At 58.4% G+C, this 21,361-nt stretch carries 21 protein-coding genes; 8 read left to right on the forward strand and 13 right to left on the reverse strand.

Annotation, left to right across the window (positions count from 1 at the left end):
- Positions 1-2: 2 nt before the first annotated feature.
- The 4 genes from pdxH to purU all read left to right on the forward strand — a co-directional run bounded on the left by pdxH (position 3) and on the right by purU (position 3,271).
- A complete protein-coding gene (gene pdxH, locus ACFPDR_RS11515) occupies positions 3-635 on the forward strand; it encodes a pyridoxamine 5'-phosphate oxidase (RefSeq protein ID WP_239055163.1) in 633 nt (210 codons plus the stop codon).
- A gap of 39 nt (positions 636-674) precedes the next feature.
- Positions 675-1,187, forward strand: coding sequence for a flavin reductase family protein (locus tag ACFPDR_RS11520; RefSeq protein ID WP_009455106.1), 513 nt, complete (start codon positions 675-677; stop codon positions 1,185-1,187).
- A gap of 88 nt (positions 1,188-1,275) precedes the next feature.
- Complete coding sequence (locus tag ACFPDR_RS11525) at positions 1,276-2,391, forward strand: NAD(P)/FAD-dependent oxidoreductase (protein ID WP_239055162.1); 1,116 nt, start codon at positions 1,276-1,278, stop codon at positions 2,389-2,391.
- Positions 2,392-2,416: 25 nt separating this feature from the next.
- Positions 2,417-3,271 carry a formyltetrahydrofolate deformylase gene (gene purU / locus ACFPDR_RS11530; RefSeq protein WP_164837966.1) on the forward strand — a complete coding sequence of 285 codons (855 nt, stop codon included), beginning with the start codon at positions 2,417-2,419 and terminating at the stop codon, positions 3,269-3,271.
- Between the two features lie 320 nt (positions 3,272-3,591).
- Here the strand turns inward: purU and ggt are convergent, their stop codons facing one another.
- Both ggt and ACFPDR_RS11540 read right to left on the reverse strand, forming a co-directional pair.
- Positions 3,592-5,337: a gamma-glutamyltransferase gene (gene ggt / locus ACFPDR_RS11535; protein ID WP_203145070.1), complete on the reverse strand. Its 1,746-nt coding sequence runs from the start codon at positions 5,335-5,337 to the stop codon at positions 3,592-3,594.
- Positions 5,334-6,215: a LysR substrate-binding domain-containing protein gene (locus ACFPDR_RS11540; protein WP_088451068.1), complete on the reverse strand. Its 882-nt coding sequence runs from the start codon at positions 6,213-6,215 to the stop codon at positions 5,334-5,336. Before ACFPDR_RS11540 ends, ggt begins: the two co-directional genes overlap by 4 nt.
- Positions 6,216-6,505: 290 nt before the next feature.
- Between ACFPDR_RS11540 and ACFPDR_RS11545 the strand changes: the two genes are divergently transcribed.
- Positions 6,506-7,699 (forward strand): acyl-CoA dehydrogenase, encoded by a 1,194-nt coding sequence (locus ACFPDR_RS11545; RefSeq protein ID WP_022983442.1) that lies wholly within the window; start codon positions 6,506-6,508, stop codon positions 7,697-7,699.
- 263 nt (positions 7,700-7,962) lie between these two features.
- Here ACFPDR_RS11545 and ACFPDR_RS11550 read toward each other — a convergent pair whose 3' ends face one another.
- Entirely contained in the window at positions 7,963-8,409 is a 447-nt protein-coding gene (locus ACFPDR_RS11550) for a MaoC family dehydratase (RefSeq protein WP_035271462.1), read from the reverse strand.
- Between the two features lie 374 nt (positions 8,410-8,783).
- On the opposite strand from ACFPDR_RS11550, the gene ACFPDR_RS11555 reads away from it, so the two are divergent.
- On the forward strand, positions 8,784-9,599 hold the full coding sequence (locus ACFPDR_RS11555) for an alpha/beta fold hydrolase (protein WP_376911145.1): 816 nt from the start codon (positions 8,784-8,786) through the stop codon (positions 9,597-9,599).
- A gap of 65 nt (positions 9,600-9,664) precedes the next feature.
- On the opposite strand, the gene ACFPDR_RS11560 is transcribed toward ACFPDR_RS11555, so the two are convergent.
- The 8 genes from ACFPDR_RS11560 to ACFPDR_RS11595 all read right to left on the reverse strand — a co-directional run bounded on the left by ACFPDR_RS11560 (position 9,665) and on the right by ACFPDR_RS11595 (position 17,849).
- Positions 9,665-10,690 (reverse strand): L-threonylcarbamoyladenylate synthase, encoded by a 1,026-nt coding sequence (locus tag ACFPDR_RS11560; RefSeq protein ID WP_268380819.1) that lies wholly within the window; start codon positions 10,688-10,690, stop codon positions 9,665-9,667.
- On the reverse strand, positions 10,683-11,864 hold the full coding sequence (locus ACFPDR_RS11565) for a 5-(carboxyamino)imidazole ribonucleotide synthase (protein ID WP_376911268.1): 1,182 nt from the start codon (positions 11,862-11,864) through the stop codon (positions 10,683-10,685). The genes ACFPDR_RS11560 and ACFPDR_RS11565 overlap by 8 nt, the downstream gene beginning before the upstream one ends.
- Before the next feature lie 15 nt (positions 11,865-11,879).
- Positions 11,880-12,392 (reverse strand): 5-(carboxyamino)imidazole ribonucleotide mutase, encoded by a 513-nt coding sequence (purE, locus tag ACFPDR_RS11570; protein ID WP_009455126.1) that lies wholly within the window; start codon positions 12,390-12,392, stop codon positions 11,880-11,882.
- Between the two features lie 242 nt (positions 12,393-12,634).
- Positions 12,635-13,516 carry a phosphoribosylaminoimidazolesuccinocarboxamide synthase gene (locus tag ACFPDR_RS11575; RefSeq protein ID WP_009455127.1) on the reverse strand — a complete coding sequence of 294 codons (882 nt, stop codon included), beginning with the start codon at positions 13,514-13,516 and terminating at the stop codon, positions 12,635-12,637.
- 139 nt (positions 13,517-13,655) lie between these two features.
- Positions 13,656-14,720 (reverse strand): class II fructose-bisphosphate aldolase, encoded by a 1,065-nt coding sequence (fba, locus tag ACFPDR_RS11580; RefSeq protein ID WP_376911146.1) that lies wholly within the window; start codon positions 14,718-14,720, stop codon positions 13,656-13,658.
- Between the two features lie 81 nt (positions 14,721-14,801).
- On the reverse strand, positions 14,802-15,431 hold the full coding sequence (mog, locus tag ACFPDR_RS11585; RefSeq protein ID WP_376911147.1) for a molybdopterin adenylyltransferase: 630 nt from the start codon (positions 15,429-15,431) through the stop codon (positions 14,802-14,804).
- Positions 15,432-15,511: 80 nt separating this feature from the next.
- On the reverse strand, positions 15,512-16,270 hold the full coding sequence (locus ACFPDR_RS11590; RefSeq protein WP_009455130.1) for an SDR family oxidoreductase: 759 nt from the start codon (positions 16,268-16,270) through the stop codon (positions 15,512-15,514).
- 136 nt (positions 16,271-16,406) lie between these two features.
- Positions 16,407-17,849 (reverse strand): aldehyde dehydrogenase family protein, encoded by a 1,443-nt coding sequence (locus ACFPDR_RS11595; protein WP_376911148.1) that lies wholly within the window; start codon positions 17,847-17,849, stop codon positions 16,407-16,409.
- A gap of 75 nt (positions 17,850-17,924) precedes the next feature.
- Here ACFPDR_RS11595 and ACFPDR_RS11600 point away from each other — a divergent pair, with 75 nt between their 5' ends.
- Together ACFPDR_RS11600 and ACFPDR_RS11605 are read left to right on the forward strand one after the other, a co-directional pair.
- On the forward strand, positions 17,925-18,767 hold the full coding sequence (locus tag ACFPDR_RS11600) for an NAD-dependent epimerase/dehydratase family protein (protein WP_052159345.1): 843 nt from the start codon (positions 17,925-17,927) through the stop codon (positions 18,765-18,767).
- Positions 18,768-18,777: 10 nt separating this feature from the next.
- Positions 18,778-19,029: a type II toxin-antitoxin system HicB family antitoxin gene (locus ACFPDR_RS11605; RefSeq protein WP_376911149.1), complete on the forward strand. Its 252-nt coding sequence runs from the start codon at positions 18,778-18,780 to the stop codon at positions 19,027-19,029.
- 64 nt (positions 19,030-19,093) lie between these two features.
- On the opposite strand, the gene ACFPDR_RS11610 is transcribed toward ACFPDR_RS11605, so the two are convergent.
- Together ACFPDR_RS11610 and gap are read right to left on the reverse strand one after the other, a co-directional pair.
- The gene (locus tag ACFPDR_RS11610) at positions 19,094-20,284 is read right to left on the reverse strand and encodes a phosphoglycerate kinase (protein WP_376911150.1); all 1,191 of its coding nucleotides are present in this window, start codon (positions 20,282-20,284) and stop codon (positions 19,094-19,096) included.
- 62 nt (positions 20,285-20,346) lie between these two features.
- Entirely contained in the window at positions 20,347-21,360 is a 1,014-nt protein-coding gene (gene gap, locus ACFPDR_RS11615) for a type I glyceraldehyde-3-phosphate dehydrogenase (protein ID WP_009455139.1), read from the reverse strand.
- Position 21,361 lies beyond the last annotated feature (1 nt).

The raw sequence follows: 21,361 nt of genomic DNA on the forward strand, positions 1-21,361 counted from the left end.
CCATGTCCCTTGCCGATTTGCGTAACGAATACGAACGCTTTTCCCTGAGCGAAAACGAACTCTGTGCCGATCCTCGCCAGCAATTTCAACGCTGGCTGGATCAGGCGATTGAGCTAAAGGAAGTCGAACCCACGGCGATGACGCTGGCCACCGTGAACGCGGAAGGCCGCCCATCGGCGCGCATTGTTCTGCTCAAGGGTTACGACGAACAAGGCCTGGTGTTCTTTACGAATTACCAATCTCGCAAGGGTACGGACCTGGACCATAACCCTTGGGCCAGCCTGTCCTTTTTCTGGGCCTCCATGCAGCGCCAGGTGCGCTTTGAAGGCCGCATCAGCCGCATCAGCGCGGCCGAATCCGACGAATACTTTCACAGCCGTCCTCTGGGCTCTCGCATTGGGGCCTGGGCCTCGCCGCAAAGCCAACCCATCAGCCGCACAGAGCTGGATGCCCGTGCCAAGCAGTACACTGAAAGCTTAGGTGAACATCCCGCCCGCCCTGAACACTGGGGTGGCTTCCGACTGACTCCAGACCATGTCGAATTCTGGCAAGGCCGTGCCTCGCGCCTGCACGACAGGCTGGTGTTCGACCGCAAGGACACATCTGACTGGCAGGTGAGCCGACTGGCTCCTTAAGCCGTTCCCTTGGGGACGCCTGCCCTCAGCATTGATGCAATGACTGTTTTTTCTTCTACCTTCGATAGCGACTTCTTCCGTTCGGCACTGGGCCGTTTCGCCACTGGCGTGACGGTCGTGACCGGTGCCAACAAAGACCACCCGGATCAGGCCATTGGCCTGACCGTCAGCTCCTTTAACTCTGTTTCCCTGGACCCACCTCTGGTGCTGTGGTCGCTGGCCAAGCGCTCCCAGTCCCTGCCACACTTTGTGGACGGCCAGGGCTACGTGATTCACGTTTTGGGAGCCAGTCAGCTATCGCTGGCCAAGCGCTTTGCCTGGGGCGATCAGGCCGAGCGTTTTCGCGATCACCCCATCAAGCGTTCCCCGCACGGCTTGCTCATGCTGGACGACGAGCGCTGCAGTGCCTGGTTCGAGTGCAAGCCTTATGCCGTGCATGAGGCAGGCGATCACCTGATCTTTATCGGTGAAGTCACCCACTGCGAACGCAGCGCCCATCAGCCCCTGATCTACCATGCGGGCGACTTTGACCTGACTCCTTCCCTGGCGTGACGGGGTGTTGCAACGCAACCCTGACGACGACAGCATGGCGGGAGTACACTACGCCTTTTGCTCCAACGCGCCAATAAGGTCCTGATTCATGGCAAACGATGTCGATTGCATAGTGCTGGGAGCGGGAGTCGTAGGTTTGGCCTGCGCCCGACAAATGGCCCAGCAAGGCATGGAGGTTCTGCTGATCGAGCAAACCGCCAGCATTGGCAATGGCGTCAGTTCCCGCAATTCAGAGGTCATACACGCGGGCATTTACTACACGCCGGGCAGCCTGAAGGCCCGGCTGTGTGTAGAAGGCAAAGCCCGGCTGTATGACTACTGCCAGGAACACCATATAGCCCACGCCCGTTGCGGCAAGCTGATTGTGGCGACCACGCCCGAACAGGAAGCCGATCTGCTCAAGCTGCAGGCCCAAGCGCGCGCTTGTGGTGTGGACGATTTGCAGTGGCTAAATGCCGCCCAGGCCCAGGCTCTGGAGCCGGCCTTGAATTGCAGCGCCGCCCTGCTCTCTCCTTCCACCGGCATTGTAGATACCCATGCCTTGATGCTGGCCCTGCAAGGCGATGCAGAAAACCACGGTGCCCAACTGGTCTTCAATACGCCTTTTGTCAGTGCGCGAGTCCTACCCGGACAAGGTTTCGAAGTGCATGTGGGTGGCGCAGAAGCGTTCAGCCTGACAAGCACCCATCTGATCAATGCGGCTGGTTTGGGCGCGGTCGCCGCCGCACGCCAGATCGAGGGGCTGGATGCCAGCCATATCCCGCATGCCTATCTGTGCAAAGGCAGCTATTTCTCTTTGGCGGGTCGCTCGCCCTTCAAGCACCTGATCTACCCCATGCCCAATAAAGCCGGGCTGGGTGTGCATCTGACGCTGGATCTGGCCGGTCAAGCCCGCTTTGGCCCGGACACCGAATGGGTACAGGACGAGAACTACGATATGGATCCGCAGCGGGGCCAATCTTTTTACGCGGCCGTGCGCGAGTACTGGCCCGCTTTGCCTGATAACAGCCTGAACCCCGCCTATAGCGGTATCCGGCCTAAAATTGTGCCCGCAGGCCATGCGGCAGCCGACTTTGTCTTTTCGGGTCCCGCCGAGCACGGCATACCCGGACTGCTGAATCTGTTCGGCATCGAATCCCCCGGCCTGACCGCGTGTTTAGCGATTGCACAACACAGCCAAGAAACCCTGGCCCAGGCAGCTTAAAAACTTTTCTGAAATCTTTACAATACTGTCGATGAACGATTACATCTTGACCCTATCCTGCCCGGATCGTACCGGCATTGTCCACAGCGTATCGGGCTGGCTACTTGAGCAGAACGGCAACATTCTTGAGGCACAGCAGTTCGGCGACGCCGCCACCAACCGCTTTTTCCTGCGCATCCAGTTTTCCCTGCCCGAAAAGCAGGACGTCAATGCGCTGCAAACCAGCTTCGCACCCATTGCTGAAAAATTCAGCATGGACGCCAATATTTACGACGCACAACGCAAAGCCCGCTTGCTGATCCTGGTCAGCCGTCAGGGCCACTGCCTGAACGATCTGCTGTTCCGCGCCCATAGCGGCCAACTGCCGGTGGAAATTGCTGCTGTGGCCTCCAACCATACCGACCACGCCGGTCTGGCTTCTTCTTACGGCATTCCTTTCCATCACCTGCCCGTGACACCGGAAACTCGCCCCGAGCAAGAGCAGCAAATCATCGACCTGGCTCGTGATCTGAAGATTGATCTGGTTGTGCTGGCCCGCTACATGCAGATTCTGTCCACCAATCTGTGCCAATCCCTGTCTGGCCGCGCCATCAATATTCACCACAGCTTCCTGCCCAGCTTCAAGGGCGCACGCCCCTACCATCAGGCACATGCTCGCGGTGTGAAGATTATTGGTGCTACCGCCCACTACGTGACGGCTGACCTGGACGAAGGCCCGATCATCGAACAGGACGTGGAACACGTGACCCACTCGGTCAGCCCAGCCGAACTGACCCAGATCGGTAGCGATGTGGAGTCTCTGGTTCTGGCCCGTGCCGTGCGCGCCCATGTGGAGCATCGCATCTTGCTGAACGATCAGCGCACGGTGGTATTCCGCTAAGCAGCGAGGTCAGACCGGCCTTAAGACTGAAAAAAAGCCCTCAATGCTATGGATATGGATCCACGCATTGAGGGCTTTTTACTGGTCACCCATTTTTTCAGAAGCCAGATGACATGAGCCTGCTAGCTACTTGGCAATTAGCTCTACCAGCCTCAGGCAACGATCGACTGCTGTCTCTGCCAATCTCTGACGAGTATCTGCTTCAAATTGCCAACAGCCTCTCCCGCATACTGACTGCTTCCCCAAGTCCACCATACGCTTGCAGCATGTCTCGTCGGCAAGACCCATATTTACCTCGGGTACACGGCTACAAGCTCTGCTTATTGCCCTAACGCTAAACCTTCACGCCGAGGGTCTACCCCCGATTCCAGTCCCTCCTGAGTCCAGCGAATCACATGCGTACCGCTAGGAAAAGGCTGCTCACGCACCTCGTGCCCCATTGCCCTCAAGGCCTGCGCCTGTTCCGTCACCGTAGTCCCAGCTTCCAGCTCAGTCGCCCAATTGCGGCTGCCGTAGTGGGGCAGGCTGACTGCCTGTTGTGCATCTAGGTTCCACATCAACATGCCGGTCAGGGCTTGAGCCACGTAAGGAATAATGGCACTGCCACCGGGTGAACCCAGGGCAATGACAGGGCGGCCATCCTGCATCACCATCATCGGTGCCATGGAACTGCGTGGACGCTTGCCGGGCTCCACCCGATTCACGGACAGGCGTCCCATTTCGTCTTTGGGGCTCAAGGCAAAGTCAGTCAGCTGATTGTTCATCAAGAAACCATGCACCATGATCTTGCTACCAAAAGCTGACTCGACCGAAGTGGTCATGGACACCACTTGCCCCTTGGCATCCGCCACGGACAAATGCGTCGTGGAAGGCAGCTCGGGCGTGTTATCGCTGGCAGCTTGTGAGTCGGCCAAGGGCTTACCCGGTTGAGCGTGTCCCATGGATCGGTCTGGCTGAATCAAGGCAGCGCGGGATTTCAGATACTCCGGAGCCAGCAAAGCCTGCTGAGGGACAGACACAAATGCCGGATCGGCCACCCAGGCATCCCGATCCGCGAAGGCCAAACGCCCCGCTTCAGAGAAATAGTGAATCGCTTCCACAGATTGCGGCTTCGCCGCAGCAATGGGCGTGTGCTGCAAGATTCCCAGCATCTGCATCACACTGATAGCCCCGGAACTGGGCGGTGCCATGCCACAGAGGGCCACTTGCTGCCAGTCCATACAGAGGGGTTCACGACGCAAGGCGCGGTACTGCGTCAAGTCAGACACTGCCAGGTCACCCGCAATGGGGTCGGCGGCAACGGCAGCCACCATATCCTGGGCAAGTTCACCTTGATAAAAAGCCTGTGCACCCTGCCTGGCCAACAAGCGCAGCACCTGCGCGTATTCCTTGTTCTGCAAACGATGACCAACTGGCCAGGGCTTGCCTTGCTCGTCCAGAAAATAGGCACGTGTAGCCGCCTTGTCAGCCAGTTCAGGATTATCGGCAATCAAGGTATTCAAGCGTGGGCTGACTTCAAAACCGACCTCGGCAAGCTCAATCGCCGGGTCAAACAAATTCGCCCACGGCAGCACGCCGCCGTCTTTATGCATCAACTCCAGGGCACGCAGCAAACCCGGTACGCCTACCGAGCGACCACTATTGACCGCCTGCTTGAAGGACATGGTTTTACCGTCCAGCTCGAAGCGATCCAGACTGCTGGCTGCGGGCACCGTTTCCCGTCCGTCATAGCTCATCAGGCCGGTCTTGGGCTGGAACATCAGCAAGAAGCCGCCACCGCCTATGCCGGAAGACTGTGGTTCCACCAGCCCCAGAACCAACTGAGCCGCAATGGCTGCATCCACCGCACTGCCTCCCTGATCCAGGATGCGCAAACCCGCTTGTGTCGCCAAAGGATGTGCCGTCACCACCATGCTTTTCTGGGTGACAAGCTTGTCACGCTGCATGACACTGCTGGCGGTTTCCGGGTTCAAATGCTGGCTGGCTGCTTCCCGAGCGTGCGCAGGTAGCGCCAGCGCCAAGGTCAAGGCAGCCGACATCAGAGCCGGTTTCCAGTGCAATCTCATGTGTTCTCCTTTTGGTCCTCAAGCAGCCATTGTTCCAGCAAAAGCACCGCTTCGCTGGGCTCATTGGCCGTAGGATAACTAAAAAAATAGGCCTCACTGACAGGCATGGCATGATCCAGCGGCATGATCAGCTCGCCCTGCTCCAGCGCCTGTTGCACCAGAAAACGCGGCATCAAGGCCACGCCCATGTCAGCATGCAATGCCGCCATCACCAGGCTGAACAGCTCGTAACGCGGGCCGGAACTGACACGCAAATCAGGCTCCAGACCGGCAGATCGATACCAGTCCGACCAGCTATCGGGGCGCGTGGACATATGCAGGTGAACCAGCTTTTGCCAGTCGTCACTGGCGGCCAGCTCGGGCGAGCAGACCGGCACCAGTTCGCCTTCGTCAAACAGCTTGATCCCTTCAGTTTGCGGCCACAACTGCCGTCCATGATAAATGGCAGCATCAAAGGGGTGGTCGCCAAACTGAAACGGAGTGGTACGCACGGACAGGCTGACGGTGATATCCGGATAGCGCTGGGAGAAACGGGCCAGACGCGGCATCAACCACACGGTCGACAAGGTAGGAAGCACGGCCAGATGGATGCTGCGGCCCACACCGGCGCGTGCAATCAGGCTGAAAGTATCCTTGCCGATTTGCTCCAGATGGTGACGGATGCGAGCAGCATAATCGCGCCCTGCCGGAGTCAACACCAGACGCCGCCGCACCCGTGTCAGCAAGGTCACACCCAGCCGCTGCTCCAGGCCGCTAACCTGCCGGTACACCGCGCTATGCGTCAAGGACAATTCCTCGGCCGCACGGGAAAAAGTCCCCAAACGGGCCGTGGCCTCAAAGGCCTGTAATGCGCCCAAACTGGGTACGCCTTGTCTCATAGGTCTTCCTCTTAATCATGCCGCCTCCGCCCTGCCCATTCAGTGCAGGGCCGGATCGTTACGCCAGAACACGACATTGTGCAATTTTATCAATTGCCTTGTGCGCTTTATGCACACTATGCTGAGACTTTATATTGATCTCGCTGATCGACAGCCACCTGAAGATGCGCTTGCTGCTCATAGTGGCGACTGTCAGCGATACTGAAGCAACTCTTTTCTATTTTCCAGATTGATGGCGCCCATCCAGGCTCCACCTGACTGACCCTCTTTGATCTTCCCGGAGTACCTCTATGTCTGCCAATCCCTCTTTCCATTGGGACGACCCCCTGCTGTTGAATCAGCAGTTGAGCGATGAAGAGCGCATGGTGCGCGATGCCGCCCACGCCTATGCACAGGAAAAGCTGCTGCCACGCGTACTGGAGGCCTTTCGCCACGAACAGACTGACCCCGCCATCTTTGCCGAGATGGGCTCGCTGGGCCTGTTGGGGGCCACCATTCCCGAAGCCTACGGTGGCGCTGGTCTGAACTATGTCAGCTATGGTTTGATCGCCCGCGAAGTGGAGCGTGTGGATTCAGGCTACCGCTCCATGATGAGCGTGCAATCCTCTCTGGTCATGGTGCCGATTTTTGAATTTGGCAGCGAAGAACAAAAACAGAAATATCTGCCCAAGCTGGCCAGCGGCCAATGGATTGGCTGCTTTGGCCTGACTGAACCCAATCATGGCTCAGACCCCGGCGCCATGGAAAGCCGCGCTGTAAAAGTGGACGGTGGCTATCGTCTGAGCGGCAACAAGACCTGGATTACCAACTCCCCCATCGCCGATGTGCTGGTGGTCTGGGCCAAAGTCGTGGGTGGTGACGACGACGGCAAGATCCGCGGCTTCATTCTGGAAAAAGGCATGAAAGGTCTGTCCACCCCGGCCATACACGGCAAAGTAGGCTTGCGTGCTTCCCTGACCGGCGAAATCGTCATGGCCGATGTGGAGATTGCAGACAGCCAGATGCTGCCCCATGTCTCGGGTTTGCGTGGCCCTTTCACCTGCCTGAACTCGGCCCGCTTCGGGATTGCCTGGGGTGCCTTGGGCGCTGCCGAATCCTGCTGGCATACCGCCCGCCAGTACACCCTGGACCGCAAGCAGTTTGGCCGCCCCTTGGCGGCCAATCAGTTGATCCAGAAAAAGCTCGCCGATATGCAAACCGAGATTACGCTAGCGCTGCAAGGCTGCCTGCGTCTGGGACGCATGAAAGACGAAGGCACAGCGGCGGTCGAAATCACCTCCATCATGAAGCGCAACTCCTGCGGCAAGGCACTGGATATTGCCCGTCTGGCACGCGACATGCTGGGAGGTAATGGTATCTCTGACGAGTTCGGTATTGCTCGCCACCTGGTCAATCTGGAAGTGGTGAACACCTACGAAGGCACCCACGACGTACATGCCCTGATTCTGGGACGCGCACAAACCGGGATTCAGGCTTTCTTCTAAAGCAAACCAAACAGGGCAAAGCCAGAGGCTTTGCCCTTGTCCGTTTCAACCGGAACAAACTGGTGAATTACATGCCGTAAGGGGACTTCTCTCCCGTCTGCATTTACGGTTTTTACTGCCGAGAGACTCGAGGTAAACAGTATCCCTTCATAAGCAGCGGGCAAAAAGCCTGGAATGAAGGTTCTTTCCAGTCGCAGGGCCGTCTCAAGATCAAAGTGGCCGCTGGAAAGTTGGTAAACCAAAACTATGCGGTGGCGGTCTTTTTATTCTTGTTCGGACTTCAACTCAAACATGCTGGTCGATTCCATTTCCAGCACCAGCTCATCACGCTGATTGAACACATTCCAATTCCAGCGAATGATGCCCAGATCTGAACGGCTGCTGGACACACGCTTGGACGCCACCGTGGCCTCCAGACGGATTGAATCACCGGCCCGCACAGGCAAAACCCAGCGCAGACGCTCCAGACCGGGCGAACCAAAGGACTCGGAATCGTGCAAGGCAGAATCCACGGCCATGCGCATGGTTTTGCCGCAAGTGAGCCAGCCGCTGGCGATCAAACCGCCCCAATGGCCCTCTTCGGCCTGCTTGTCGTCAATATGAAAGGACTGCGGATCGTATTTCTGGGCAAATTCCAGCATTTCTTCGCGAGTCACAGGGACAAGTGGGTGCTTGATGACCATACCCACTTCAAATTCAGCAAATTTCATGTTGTTGTACAACGAAAAAAGCCCCCACGCTGCACCTTCGGCTTGCTGCCCCCCGAGGGGGAGTTTTTGCCTTGGGGCGGCCCGGCGACAAAAAAAGCCCCCACGCTACACCTTCGGCTTGCTGCCCCTCCAAGGGGGAGCTTTCACCTTGGGACGGCCCGGCGGCAAAAAAGATCGAGATCGCCACTCTACCATCTCTGCCAGAATTTGCAGCCCCTGCCCCTACTGCGCCACAAACCGCAGCAAACTGTCCACATCCGGTATCAGGAGAAGCCAGCCTGTGCGTCTTATACCAATCTATGGCATAAAGAGAGTTTCCTGATTACTAATTACCTGAGCGCCCGGTTTGTTCGGGGCTATGCACAACCAAGGCTATGACAACACTCGATTCATCTTTGCAATTTGCGAGCCTGATTCAAGGCTCACAAGCCATCCAGCTGGAATATCAACGCATTGCCCCCGAACGGGAAACCGCCCCTTTGCTGGTGTTCCTGCACGAAGGTCTGGGCTCGATTGCCATGTGGAAAGACTGGCCGGCACAACTGTGCGAACAAACCGGCTGCAGCGGCCTGATGTACTCCCGCTATGGCTATGGCCGCAGCACCCCTCGCCCGGACAATCGCCCCAAAGAGCCCGACTACCTGCATGAGCAGTCGCTGGACGTGCTGCCTCAACTACTGGAGCAACTGGGCGAAGACGGCAAGAAGCGCCCGATTGTGCTGGTCGGCCACAGCGATGGTGGCTCGATTGCCCTGCTGGCGGCCAGTGGCTTTAGCGACAAGCTGCAAGGCATTGTAGTGATGGCCCCGCACCTGTTCGTGGAAGACATTTCCCTGCGCGGCATTCTGGTTGCCCGCGAAGCCTACGAGCAAGGCTTTTTACGCGAACGTCTGGGCCGCTATCACGATGATGTGGAATCCGCTTTCTGGGGCTGGAACGCCACCTGGACCGATCCCCGATTCCGCGACTGGAATATTGAAGAGGACGTCAGCCGTATCACCTGCCCGATTCTGGCGATTCAGGGCGTGGATGATGAGTACGGCACGCTGGAACAGATCCGCCGCATCAAGGAGCTGGTGCCCCACACCGAGCTGCTGGAACTGGAGCAATGCGGTCACCTGCCCTACCGGGATAAGGAAGCGCAGGTGAACCAGGCGATTGTGGACTTTCTGAAACGAACAGCCCGCTAAGTAGCGAACTCACTCAGTCCCTAAGCTCAGCCCTTAAAGCACACACGCACTACTAAACAGCAGACTTATTCAAAGGCTGCTGCTGCTCGGCCCAGGCGGTCATTGACCGCCTGCCAGTCTGGCGTATCCGGGCAACGCTGCACCCAAATATGTTGGTACTGGCCTTGGTCCAGACGACGCAACATGGCGTACAAGTCCTGGGCATAAAGCTGCGCATCCGGGCTGCACACATACCAGTCGTGCACCTCCGCCGAAAATGGCGGCAAGGAGGCAAAAGCGACAATGGCCTGCTTGCCCCCCTGGCTCAAAACAGCCTGCACCGCAGCCGCGCTGTCTTCATCAAACAAAGATAAAGGGGTACGAGGCGCATAGTGCGCTTTCAAGCTGCCCGAAACCTGTGGGGCTTGTTGATCCGGGCTGGCGGGTTCGTAGCCGATAACCTCGGCAATCATGGCGGCGCTAATGTGGCCAGGCCGCAAAAGCACGGCACCCACACCTTGATGAGTACGCGACACGTCCACAATGGTGGACTCGATGCCCACTTCCGACGGGCCCGCTTCCACAATCAGCAGTTCCTCTGCACTCATGTCCGCGAATTCATCGCGTACATGGCTGGCCGCCGTGGGCGATACCTGACCGAACTTGTTGGCCGAAGGCGCCGCCACACCGGCCTGACCGCTGGGCTTGAGTTCTGCCATGCGCTTGAGCAAAGCCTGTGCCACCGGATGGGAAGGGCAACGAATACCAATGCTGCTTTGCCCGCCACTGACCGTATCCGGAATAGCCGGATTGCGCGGCAAGATCAGCGTCAAAGGACCCGGCCAGAAGGCATCAATCAATTGCTGCGCCACGGGCGGAATATCCGTCACCCAATAACGCAAGTCGGCACCAGGGGCCACGTGCACAATCAAGGGATGATTCGCAGGGCGGCCCTTGGCCTTGTAAATCAGTTGCACCGCCGCCGGGTTTTCTGCATCCGCGCCCAGACCGTAGACTGTCTCGGTTGGAAAGGCCACCAGCCCCCCTTGTGCCAGCACACGGGCGGCTTGCTCTATCTGCTGCTCGGAAGGGCTACGGGTGGAATCACTCATGATCAAACGCGATACGCAAGGCAGCGGCGGCTCGGGCAGTGCGTTCACGCACTTGCTGATCCGACTCGCCCACAATATTGACGTGACCCATCTTGCGGCCAACACGGGCCTCGGCCTTGCCGTACAGGTGCAAGGACACGCCAGGCACAGCCAGCAAGGCAGCCCAATCAGGTTCACGCATCTGGCCCTGTTCATCAAACCAGATATCGCCCAGGATGTTGAGCATCATGGAAGGACACAAAGCGCTGGTATCACCCAAAGGCAAGGCCGCCATCACGCGGGCTTGCTGTTCAAACTGGCTGGTGACGCAGGCGTTCATGGTGTAGTGACCGCTATTGTGCGGACGGGGAGCCACCTCATTGGCTAACAAACGGCCATCTTCCAGAATGAAGAACTCCACACACAAGACACCCACGTAGTCCAGCGTACGGGCGATAGCGGCAGCCGCCTGACGGGCCTGCTCGGACAAGGCATCATCCTGAAACTGGGCGCTGATGGTGGACACGGCCAAAATGCCATCACGGTGCTCGTTACGGGCACATGGGAAGGTTTTGACCTGATCGTCCAGGCCACGGGCCAGGACAACCGAAATTTCGGACTTCAAGGGTTGCAGGGCTTCCAGCACACAGGCCTGGGAACCGAACTCCTTGAAGGCAGCCAGCGCCTGTTCACGGTCTGCCACACGTGCCTGACCCTTGCCGTCGTAACCAAAGCGCGCTGTCTTCAGAATGCCGGGAAACAAGGCGCTGTCAGCGGCCTGCAAATCGTCCAGGCTTTCGATGGCCGCATAAGGAGCCACCGGCACACCGGCCTGCGAGATAAAGGCTTTTTCACGAATACGATCCTGCACAATGCCGACGGCATCGCCGGACGGCGTGACTCGTGTGTGCTTGGCCAAGGTCAGCAAGGACTGCGCTGGTACGTTCTCGAACTCGGTACTGACGGCTTGGCACAAGTCCCCCAGACGGGCAAGCGCTTGGGCGTCATCGTAGGCCGCACAGATATGCAGATCCGCCACCGCGCCTGCAGGGCTATGGGTGTCCGGGTCCAGCACGGCCACCTTGTAGCCCAGGCTTTGGGCGCTATGGCAGAACATGCGGCCCAGTTGGCCGCCTCCAATCATGCCCAGCCAAGAGCCAGGGACCAGAAGGGCAACATCAGTCATGGGGGTCATCATCACAAAATAAAATCAGGCAGTAGCAGGAGGAACACGCATAGCTCGGGCGGCCTCGGTCTGGCGGGCACGGTACGCAATCAGTTTTTCAGTCAGCACAGCATCGTTGACCGCCAGATTGGCAATCACGTGCAGCGCGGCATTGGCGGCACCGGCCTCACCAATGGCGAAGGTGGCAACCGGCACGCCCTTGGGCATTTGCACAATCGACAGTAGGGAATCTTCACCGCGCAGGTAGCGCGAAGGTACAGGTACGCCGAACACGGGCAAGTGCGTCAGGGCAGCCAGCATGCCGGGCAAGTGAGCCGCGCCGCCTGCCCCGGCAATAATGGCTTTCAGGCCACGGGCCGGAGCCTGGGCACCATAGTCCACCATATCAATCGGCATGCGGTGGGCAGAGACCACACGGCACTCATAGGACACGCCAAATTCGTCCAGAATGGCCACAGCCTGGCTCATGACATCCCAGTCGCTGGAGGAACCCATCACAATGCCCACTGTGGGGGCCGCAGGAGTTTGTACGCTCATTAGAGATACGCCCTAAAAGGAAGAAGGCGCCATGCTGCCAGGCGCCTTGGTAAATAGAAAAACAGCAGGGTCCATCCAATGATGGGTTTTCCGGCGAGGCAGACTTTGCTCTGCCCATCGCCCTCCCCCAAAGCCCGGCTCGCTGTAGCTAAGTCGTCCAAGGACATGCAGCCGCTTGGCACCCTGCGAAGGACGAGCAGGCAGCTCGTTTACGGCGAGCACCTGTCCGGGCTGTAAACCGTTCACGCTGTCAGGCGTTCCAGGGCTTCACGGTATTTGTCAGCCGTACGCTCGGCCACCTCAGCAGGCAAGCGAGGAGCGGGTGGCGTCTTGTCCCAAACCTGGGTTTCCAGCCAATCGCGCACAAATTGCTTGTCGTAAGACGGTGGGCTGATGCCTTCAGCATAGCTGTCGGCTGGCCAGAAACGCGAGGAATCCGGGGTCAGCACTTCGTCCATCAAATGCAGCTGGCCTTGATCGTCCAGGCCAAATTCAAATTTGGTATCGGCAATCAGAATGCCACGGCTGGCCGCGTAGTCGGCAGCTTCGGTGTACAGACGCAAGGTGACGTCACGGATCTGCTCGGCCAGTTCCTGACCCACTTCCTTGACCACGTGGGCGAAATCCACGTTCTCGTCGTGCGAGCCCATTTCTGCTTTGGCAGCCGGGGTAAACAACACGTGGGGCAGCTTGGCCGCTTGCTTCAAACCAGCCGGCAAGGTGATGCCACATACCGCGCCGGTAGCCTGGTAGTCTTTCCAGCCCGAACCGATCAGATAACCACGAGCCACGGCTTCCACCATGATGGGCTTCAAGCGCTTGACCACCATGGAGCGGCCTTCCACTTGGGCGCGCTCTTCAGGCGCCACCACATCAACCGGGTTCACGCCCGTCGTGTGATTAGGGATGATGTGCGCCAGCTTGTTCAGCCAGAACTCGGTCATCTGCGTCAAGACAGCGCCCTTGCCGGGAATGGGGTCGTCCAGAATCACATCGAATGCCGAAATGCGATCACTGGCCACAATCAACAACTTGTCCTCACCCACCGCATACATGTCCCGAACTTTGCCGCGCGCGAGTAGCGGCAGGGAGCTCAGGCTGGATTGATGTAAGGGCTCTTGCACGATTTCATCCTTAAAACGAAAACATCCCGCTGACTATGGATGCAGGCGGGACGACAATCCCGGCGCCTGCGGCACCGGGCAAAGACGCGGAGACCGGGGCGGGCAGTCGTGCTGCCCACTCCTGCTCCGCCTGACAAAATTACTGAACGATCTGGGACAACTCGCCGGCGCTGTACTGGCGGGCGATTTCCTGCAAAGGAATGGCCTTGATCTTGGAGGCCTGACCGGCGGCACCAAACTGCTGGTAGCGGGCCACGCACACTTTCTTGGCGGCTTCGCGAGCAGGTTTCAGATATTCGCGTGGGTCGAATTTCTCCGGGTTTTCGAACAGGAAACGACGGATGGCAGCGGTCATGGCCAAACGGATATCGGTGTCGATATTGACCTTGCGCACACCGTACTTGATGGCTTCCTGAATTTCTTCCACAGGCACGCCGTAGGTTTCTTTCATGTTGCCACCGAACTGGCGGATTTCAGCCAGCAGTTCCTGAGGCACGCTGGAGCTGCCGTGCATGACCAGGTGAGTATTGGGCAAACGACGGTGAATTTCTTTCACGCGCTCGATGGACAGAATGTCGCCGGTAGGCTTGCGGGTGAACTTGTAAGCACCGTGGCTGGTACCGATGGCGATGGCCAGTGCGTCCAGTTGAGTGCGTGTCACAAACTCAGCAGCCTGCTCGGGGTCGGTCAACAACTGGTCCAGAGTCAGAACGCCGTCAGCACCGTGACCGTCTTCCTTGTCGCCCTGCATGGTTTCCAGGGAACCCAGGCAGCCCAGTTCGCCTTCAACGGTCACGCCCAGCTTGTGAGCCATTTCGACCACTTTGCGGGTTACTTCCACGTTGTATTCAAAATCGGCAATGGTCTTGCCGTCGGGCAGCAAAGAGCCGTCCATCATCACACTGGAGAAACCCAGTTCGATGGCGCCTTTGCAAATCTCGGGGGACTGGCCGTGGTCCTGGTGCATCACCACAGGGATGTTGGGGTAGGACTCGACAGCAGCTTCGATCAGGTGACGCAGAAACGCTTCGCCTGCGTATTTACGGGCGCCGGCCGATGCCTGCATGATGACGGGGCTATCCGTCTCCGAGGCGGCTTCCATAATGGCCTGGACCTGCTCCAGGTTATTGACGTTGAACGCTGGAATACCATAACCGTGCTCGGCCGCGTGATCGAGCAGCTGGCGCATGGAAACTAGGGCCATGAGAAGACCTCCTGAAGACTAAAATAATTGAAAAACTTGGCCGGGCACGGTTCCGTGCACAGCCGATTGTTTGTAAGCGTATTAACTGGCGGTCCGACGCGCCGACTTGGGGCGGAACGCATTGACCACATGCTCGTGAGTTTGTGCGTAAGGTCCACCAATCAGGTCGATGCAATACGGGACTGCTGCAAAAATACCCGGCACCAATACTTGTCCGGTTTCTGAATCCCGTAATCCTTCCAGAGTTTCCTGAATGGCTTTGGGCTGCCCAGGCAGATTGATAATCAGAGCAGCGTGGTCCTGAATTTCTCGGATGACCGCAACTTGCCGCGACAAAATCGCTGTTGGTACGAATTTTAAACTGATTTGACGCATCTGTTCACCGAAACCGGGCATTTCACGCGTTCCAGCATCCAGAGTGGCCTCCGGCGTCACGTCGCGACGCGCCGGACCAGTGCCGCCCGTGGTCAAAATCAGGTCGCAACCCACTTCCACCAAGTCGATCAAAGTGTCGGTAATCTGGGCACGCTCGTCGGGAATCAGCCGTTCCAGATAGGCAGGCGCTACCGTCAAGGCGGAGTCCAGCCAGCTGCGCAGCGCCGGTATGCCTTGATCCTGGTACTGTCCGCTGGAGGCGCGATCTGAAACCGACACCAAGCCGATACGCAATTGATCCGGATGCTCGCGGGGAGACTGTCGATTGAATGTCATGCTTTTCCTTGGAAGCGAAATAAACTACAGGCCCTGAACGGGCCTGCCAATAGCACGATTGTAACGAATCGCAGTGGGGCTTAAATACAACGGCCGCCGTCTACTTCGATGCAAGTGCCTGTAATGAACTCGGCCTCGTCCGAGGCCAGATACAGCGCTGCCGCTGCCACGTCCTTGGGTGTGCAAAAACGTCCCAGCGGAATTCCCGCCAAGAAACGGCTGCGGTTTTCCGGCGTATCGGGCATGCCCATGAACTGTTCCAGCAACGCCGTGTCACCAATCACCGGATTAATGCAGTTCACCCGGATATTATCCGGCCCCAACTCGGCCGCCATGCCCTTGCTGATGGTTACCACCGCACCTTTGGTGCCGTTGTACCAGACCAGTCCGGGGCGCGGACGCAAGGCGGCGGTAGACGCAATATTGATGAAAGAGCCCGAGCCCTGGGCGCGCAGATACGGCACAAAGTGTTTGGCGGTCCAGTAAATGCTTTTCACGTTGACGGCATAGACCAGATCGAACTCGCTTTCGCTGACCTCCAGCAACGGTTTATTGCGATGCGTGGTGCCCGCATTGTTCACCACAATATGCAGCCCACCGCATTCGCGCAGGGCAATATCCAACAGGGCATGAACTTCGTCCCCTTGCGAGACATCGCAAGCGGCAAAAATGGCCTGACCACCCTGTGCCTGAATCTGGGCCGCTGCGGCCTGCCCTTGCTCTGCATTCAGGTCGGCAATCAGTACACGCGCTCCTTCGCGTGCAAAGCGCTGTGCAATGCCCAGGCCAAAACCCGATGCACCGCCCGTCACGATAGCCACTTTGTCTTGCAATCGCATGTTTGTCTCCTTCTGCTTTTTATATAGAAATGGCGGCTTTGCGCCGCCATTGGTGAAACCTGTTTAGCGTTCAGCTGCCATGCTGCCAGAAAACCGGAGCCGCCACAGCCGCGCTAACCCCTAAATACCCCTACGATCAGTTGGCCGCATGACGTAGCGCAACCGTTTTCAGGGAAGTCAGGGCGTACAAGGCTTCAAAGCCCTTCTCGCGGCCTATGCCGGACTGACCGGTTCCACCAAAAGGCAGTTCCACCCCACCTGCCGCACCGTAATTATTCACAAAGACCTGCCCGGCTCGCAGTTGCCGGGCCATACGCACTTGACGAGCCCCATCGCGGGTCCAGACCCCGGCCACCAGACTGTAAGGCGTGCCATTGGCCATGGCGATGGCTTCTTCCTCTGTACCGAAGGGCTGGGCCACCAGAACAGGACCGAAAATTTCCTCCTGGGCCAGACGATGTTCAACAGGCACATGGCCCAATAAAACAGGCACTTGGTAAAAGCCGCCTGCCGGGGCCTTGGAGTCCAGCTTGCCTTGCGCCAGCACCACAATGCCATCCTGGTCCAGATTTTCCAGATAGGAACGCACCCGCGCTTGCTGCTGCGCGCTGATCAGGGGACCGCAATCCAGATTGTCGCTGGCCGCCCCGGTCAGCAGCGCCTTGAAGGCTTCGGCCAGACGCTCGGTAAAGTCGCCATAAATAGCGCGCTGAATCAGCACTCGACTCCCTGCCGAGCAGGTCTGCCCTGCATTCTGCACAATCGCATTGACCACGACCGGCAAAGCGGCATCCAGATCTGCATCCGAGAACACGACTTGTGGAGACTTGCCGCCCAGCTCCAAGGTGACCGGCACAAAATTCTGCGCTGCTTGCAAGGCCACCTGACGGCCTGTGCCGGGAGAGCCAGTAAAGGAAATGTGATTGATATCCGGATGAGCAGACAGAGCCTGCCCGGCTTCACTACCCAGCCCCGTGCAGATATTCAGCACTCCCGCTGGCAAACCCGCTTCGTGCAACAACTCGGCCACGCGCAGCAAGGACAGGCTGGCATCCTCTGCCGGTTTCACCACGCAGGTATTACCCGCAGCCAGGGACGCGGCTACGCTGCGCCCGAAGATCTGCAAGGGGTAATTCCAGGGGATGATGTGCGCGGTAACTCCCAAGGGTTCACGCAAGGTGAACGCCGTCATCTCCCAGCCCAGCGGGATGGTTTGACCATGCAGCTTGTCCACCGCGCCCGCATAGAACTCAAAATAGCGGACAATGGCAGCAGCATCGGACTGGGCCTGACGCAAAGGCTTGCCGGTATCGCGAGATTCCAGCCGCGCCAGCTCCTCTCGGGCATCAGACAGAGTTCGAGCGCAACGCAGCAATAACTGGCTGCGTTGGGCGGCCGTCAGACGGCTCCACGGCCCCTGGCTGGCACGTCGGGCGGCCTGTACGGCCCAATCAATATCCACCTCGGACGATTGCGCCAAGCGGGCGAAGGTCTCGCCTGTGGAGGGGTCGATAACCGGTAGCAAACCACCGCCCTCCGCGCCAAGTTGCTGTCCGTCAATCCAATTGCGACACTCCATGACCGCCTCCAATGCTATTGTTATCTCAGCCAATCGAGCTTTGCTCGAGATCATTCTACTCAAGGATCTGCTGCTTTGGACTCTCGACAACGTACTTTGCTCTTAGCGGGCGCTGGCGATCTGGGCACCCGCACCGGGATGCTGGCCCGCCATCACGAATGGCCGGTGATCGGCCTGCGCCGTCATGTTCCCCTGGACGATCACAGCGGGATCGAATGGGTGGAAGCTGATCTGAGCGAGCCCACCTCCCTGCGCCTGAAGCACCGCAAAATCACCCACGTACTTTACGCCGTCTCTCCCGACCAGCGTAGCCAGGCAGCTTACGAACGAGTATTTCTGCACGGCCTGGAAAACCTGCTCAACGAGCTGGACCTGAAAGCCCTGAAACGCTTTGTCTTTGTATCGTCCAGCGCCGTCTACGGGCCGAGCACTGAATGGGTGGACGAGAACTCCCCCACCGAACCCACGCAATTTAATGGCAAGGTACTGCTGGAGGCCGAGCAACTGCTGCACCACCGCATCCCGGCCCAAGCCGTCGTCATCCGCCCCAGCGGCCTGTACGGGCCAGGGCGTACCCAATTGCTGGACCGCCTGCGTGAAGGCCGTGCCACCGTGCCGGACGACCCGGAGCACTGGGCCAACCGCCTGCATATTGAAGACGCTGCGCGTGCCTGCTGGCACCTGCTACGCACTCCCGCGCCCTTCCCTTGCTATATAGGTACGGACAGCCGCCCTTACCGGATTACTGAGCTTTACGACGGACTGGCGGATCTGCTGGAAGTAGCCCACCCCGAACGGCGTCAGTCCAACGAAGGGGGTAAACGCCTGAGCAACCAGCGACTGCTGGACAGCGGCTTTCAGCTGGACTGGCCCGACGCCCTACAGGGGTATGCACAGTTGATTAAAGATGGGGCGTAAAGCGCAGCCCATGCTCTATCCACTCCACGTGCACAAGGATGAACATAGCGCCTATGGCGCGCGCTTCCCCGACTTCCCAGGCTGTTTTGCAGCAGCTGATGAATTACAGAATCTTGCTCGGGTTGCCCAAGAAGCGGTTAAGGCACACTGCTTCGGTGATAGCTCCCCCCTCCCCTCACCGACCACACCTGAAGACTGGTTAGAGCACGAGGACTATAAAGAGGGATTTTGGATGATGGTCGAGATTGAGCTATCCAAGTAGGCAAAAAACAAAAAAGCCAGCCAACTTTCGTTGACTGGCTTTTTCTGACGAAGCAAAGACTGGCTTAAGCCTTGTCTTCCAACGCAGCCACGGCTGGCAAGCGCTTGCCTTCCAGGAATTCCAGGAAGGCACCGCCGCCGGTGGAGATGTAGTCCACATCTTCGCCGATATTGAACTGGGCAATCGCTGCCAGAGTGTCGCCACCGCCCGCAATCGAGAAGGCCTTGGAGCCTGCAATCGCGCGCGACAGGGTTTCGGTGCCTTGTGCGAAAGCCGGGAACTCGAACACGCCCAGAGGGCCGTTCCAGACCACGGTGCCAGCCTTGGCAATGATGTCAGCGATCTGCTGAGCCGTTTGCGGGCCCACGTCCAGAATCATGTCATCGTCCTGAGCCTGATCAGCAGCCTTGATTTCAGCCGCTGCATCAGCGGCAAAGGACTTGGCGCACACCACATCCACAGGGATAGGCACCTCGGCACCGCGCTCTTTCATGATGCGGATCACTTCACGGGCTTCTTCCAACTGGCTTTCTTCCACCAGGGATTGGCCCACGGACAGGCCACTAGCCATCATGAAGGTATTGGCAATGCCGCCACCGACCACCAGTTGGTCAACCTTTTCAGCCAAAGCGCGCAGGATGGACAGTTTGGTGGACACCTTGGCACCACCCACAATCGCGACCAGAGGACGGGCAGGCTGGTTCAGGGCACGGCCCAAGGCCTTCAACTCGGCTTCCAGCAAAGGACCGGCACAAGCCACGGGAGCAAAGCGGGCGATACCTTCGGTAGTCGCTTCAGCACGGTGAGCCGTACCGAAGGCGTCGTTTACGTAAACGTCACACAAGGCTGCCATTTTGCGAGCCAACTCGGGATCGTTCTTCTTTTCCCCCACGTTGCAGCGGCAGTTCTCCAGCAAGACCACCTGACCGGGCGACACTTGCACGCCATCCAGCCAATTGCGACGCAGCTCAACGGGCATGCCCAGCAACTCGGACAAACGTTGCACCACGGGCTCCAGCGAATCCACAGGCTGGCACTCGCCTTCTTTAGGGCGACCCAGGTGAGACGTGACCATCACCGCAGCGCCGGCATCCAGCGCCATGCGAATGGCAGGCACCGAGGCACGTACGCGCGTATCTTCGGTAATACGTCCGTCTTGCAGGGGGACATTCAGATCAGAGCGGATAAATACCCGCTTGCCTCGCAGCGCGTCCGTTTCGGCCAGCGCAGACAAGGTCTTGATGCTTGTAGACATGATTTTTTGTTCTGGGAATTAACGTGACAGGGGCGGGAAATCCCGCCCCTGCTATTCAGATCTTACTTGGCCGACATCAGTGCGATGGTGCTGTCGAGCATACGAATGGAGAAAGCCCATTCGTTGTCGTACCAGGCAGCCACTTTGACCATATTGCCGCCAGTCACTTTGGTCAGCAGGGAATCAACCGTGCTGGAAGCGGTGGTGTGGTTGAAGTCGATGGAAACCAGAGGTTCGGTGCAGTAGTCCAGAATGCCCTTCATGGCGCCTTCCGAAGCGGCTTTCAGAATACCATTCACTTCTTCAACGCTGGTGTTGCGGCTGGCCACGAAAGTCAGGTCAACCATGGACACGTTGATGGTGGGAACGCGCACGGCGTAACCGTCCAGCTTGCCATTCAGTTCTGGCAGCACCAGACCCACGGCAGCCGCTGCGCCGGTCTTGGTGGGGATCATGCTGCTGGTAGCCGAACGGGCACGGCGCATGTCCTTGTGACGCACGTCGGTCAGGACCTGGTCGTTGGTGTAAGCGTGGATGGTGGTCATCAGACCGCTGACCACACCCAGTTCCTTGTGCAAAGGAGCAACCAGGGGAGCCAAACAGTTGGTGGTGCACGATGCGTTGGAGATAACGGTATCGGTGCTCTTCAGAATGTCGTGGTTCACGCCGTACACGATCGTGGCGTCCACATCCTTGCCACCGGGGGCCGAGATGATGACTTTCTTGGCACCGGCTTGAATGTGCTCACCGGCCTTTTCCTTGGTGGTGAAAGCGCCGGTACATTCCAGCACCACGTCCACACCCAGCTCAGCCCAAGGCAGGGTCAGCGCATCACGCTGGCTCAGCAGGCGGATACGGTCGCCGTTGACCACCAGATGATCGCCATCCAGCGACACATCAGCGTTGAAACGGCCATGCACGGAGTCATAGCGAGTCAGGTGTTCGTTGATCTCGGCACCGCCCGAGGCGTTGATGGCCACGATCTCGATATCGTGTTTTTTGCCGTACTCGTAGTGGGCACGCAAGATCATGCGGCCGATACGACCATAACCATTGATTGCGACGCGAATCGTCATG

Origin of the sequence: Alcaligenes sp. GCM10023179 (assembly GCF_042653705.1) — a bacterium.
Lineage (GTDB): Bacteria > Pseudomonadota > Gammaproteobacteria > Burkholderiales > Burkholderiaceae_B > Alcaligenes > Alcaligenes phenolicus.

Excerpts from the sequence above, each read along its gene's own strand:
- pdxH (WP_239055163.1), top strand. The coding sequence starts at position 3 with ATGTCCCTTGCCGATTTGCGTAACGAATACGAACGCTTTTCCCTGAGC.
- ACFPDR_RS11520 (WP_009455106.1), top strand. The coding sequence starts at position 675 with ATGACTGTTTTTTCTTCTACCTTCGATAGCGACTTCTTCCGTTCGGCA.
- ACFPDR_RS11525 (WP_239055162.1), top strand. The coding sequence starts at position 1,276 with ATGGCAAACGATGTCGATTGCATAGTGCTGGGAGCGGGAGTCGTAGGT.
- ggt (WP_203145070.1), bottom strand. The coding sequence starts at position 5,337 with ATGAGATTGCACTGGAAACCGGCTCTGATGTCGGCTGCCTTGACCTTG.
- ACFPDR_RS11540 (WP_088451068.1), bottom strand. The coding sequence starts at position 6,215 with ATGAGACAAGGCGTACCCAGTTTGGGCGCATTACAGGCCTTTGAGGCC.
- ACFPDR_RS11545 (WP_022983442.1), top strand. The coding sequence starts at position 6,506 with ATGTCTGCCAATCCCTCTTTCCATTGGGACGACCCCCTGCTGTTGAAT.
- ACFPDR_RS11550 (WP_035271462.1), bottom strand. The coding sequence starts at position 8,409 with ATGAAATTTGCTGAATTTGAAGTGGGTATGGTCATCAAGCACCCACTT.
- ACFPDR_RS11555 (WP_376911145.1), top strand. The coding sequence starts at position 8,784 with ATGACAACACTCGATTCATCTTTGCAATTTGCGAGCCTGATTCAAGGC.
- ACFPDR_RS11560 (WP_268380819.1), bottom strand. The coding sequence starts at position 10,690 with ATGAGTGATTCCACCCGTAGCCCTTCCGAGCAGCAGATAGAGCAAGCC.
- ACFPDR_RS11565 (WP_376911268.1), bottom strand. The coding sequence starts at position 11,864 with ATGACCCCCATGACTGATGTTGCCCTTCTGGTCCCTGGCTCTTGGCTG.
- purE (WP_009455126.1), bottom strand. The coding sequence starts at position 12,392 with ATGAGCGTACAAACTCCTGCGGCCCCCACAGTGGGCATTGTGATGGGT.
- fba (WP_376911146.1), bottom strand. The coding sequence starts at position 14,720 with ATGGCCCTAGTTTCCATGCGCCAGCTGCTCGATCACGCGGCCGAGCAC.
- mog (WP_376911147.1), bottom strand. The coding sequence starts at position 15,431 with ATGACATTCAATCGACAGTCTCCCCGCGAGCATCCGGATCAATTGCGT.
- ACFPDR_RS11590 (WP_009455130.1), bottom strand. The coding sequence starts at position 16,270 with ATGCGATTGCAAGACAAAGTGGCTATCGTGACGGGCGGTGCATCGGGT.
- ACFPDR_RS11595 (WP_376911148.1), bottom strand. The coding sequence starts at position 17,849 with ATGGAGTGTCGCAATTGGATTGACGGACAGCAACTTGGCGCGGAGGGC.
- ACFPDR_RS11605 (WP_376911149.1), top strand. The coding sequence starts at position 18,778 with ATGCTCTATCCACTCCACGTGCACAAGGATGAACATAGCGCCTATGGC.
- ACFPDR_RS11610 (WP_376911150.1), bottom strand. The coding sequence starts at position 20,284 with ATGTCTACAAGCATCAAGACCTTGTCTGCGCTGGCCGAAACGGACGCG.
- gap (WP_009455139.1), bottom strand. The coding sequence starts at position 21,360 with ATGACGATTCGCGTCGCAATCAATGGTTATGGTCGTATCGGCCGCATG.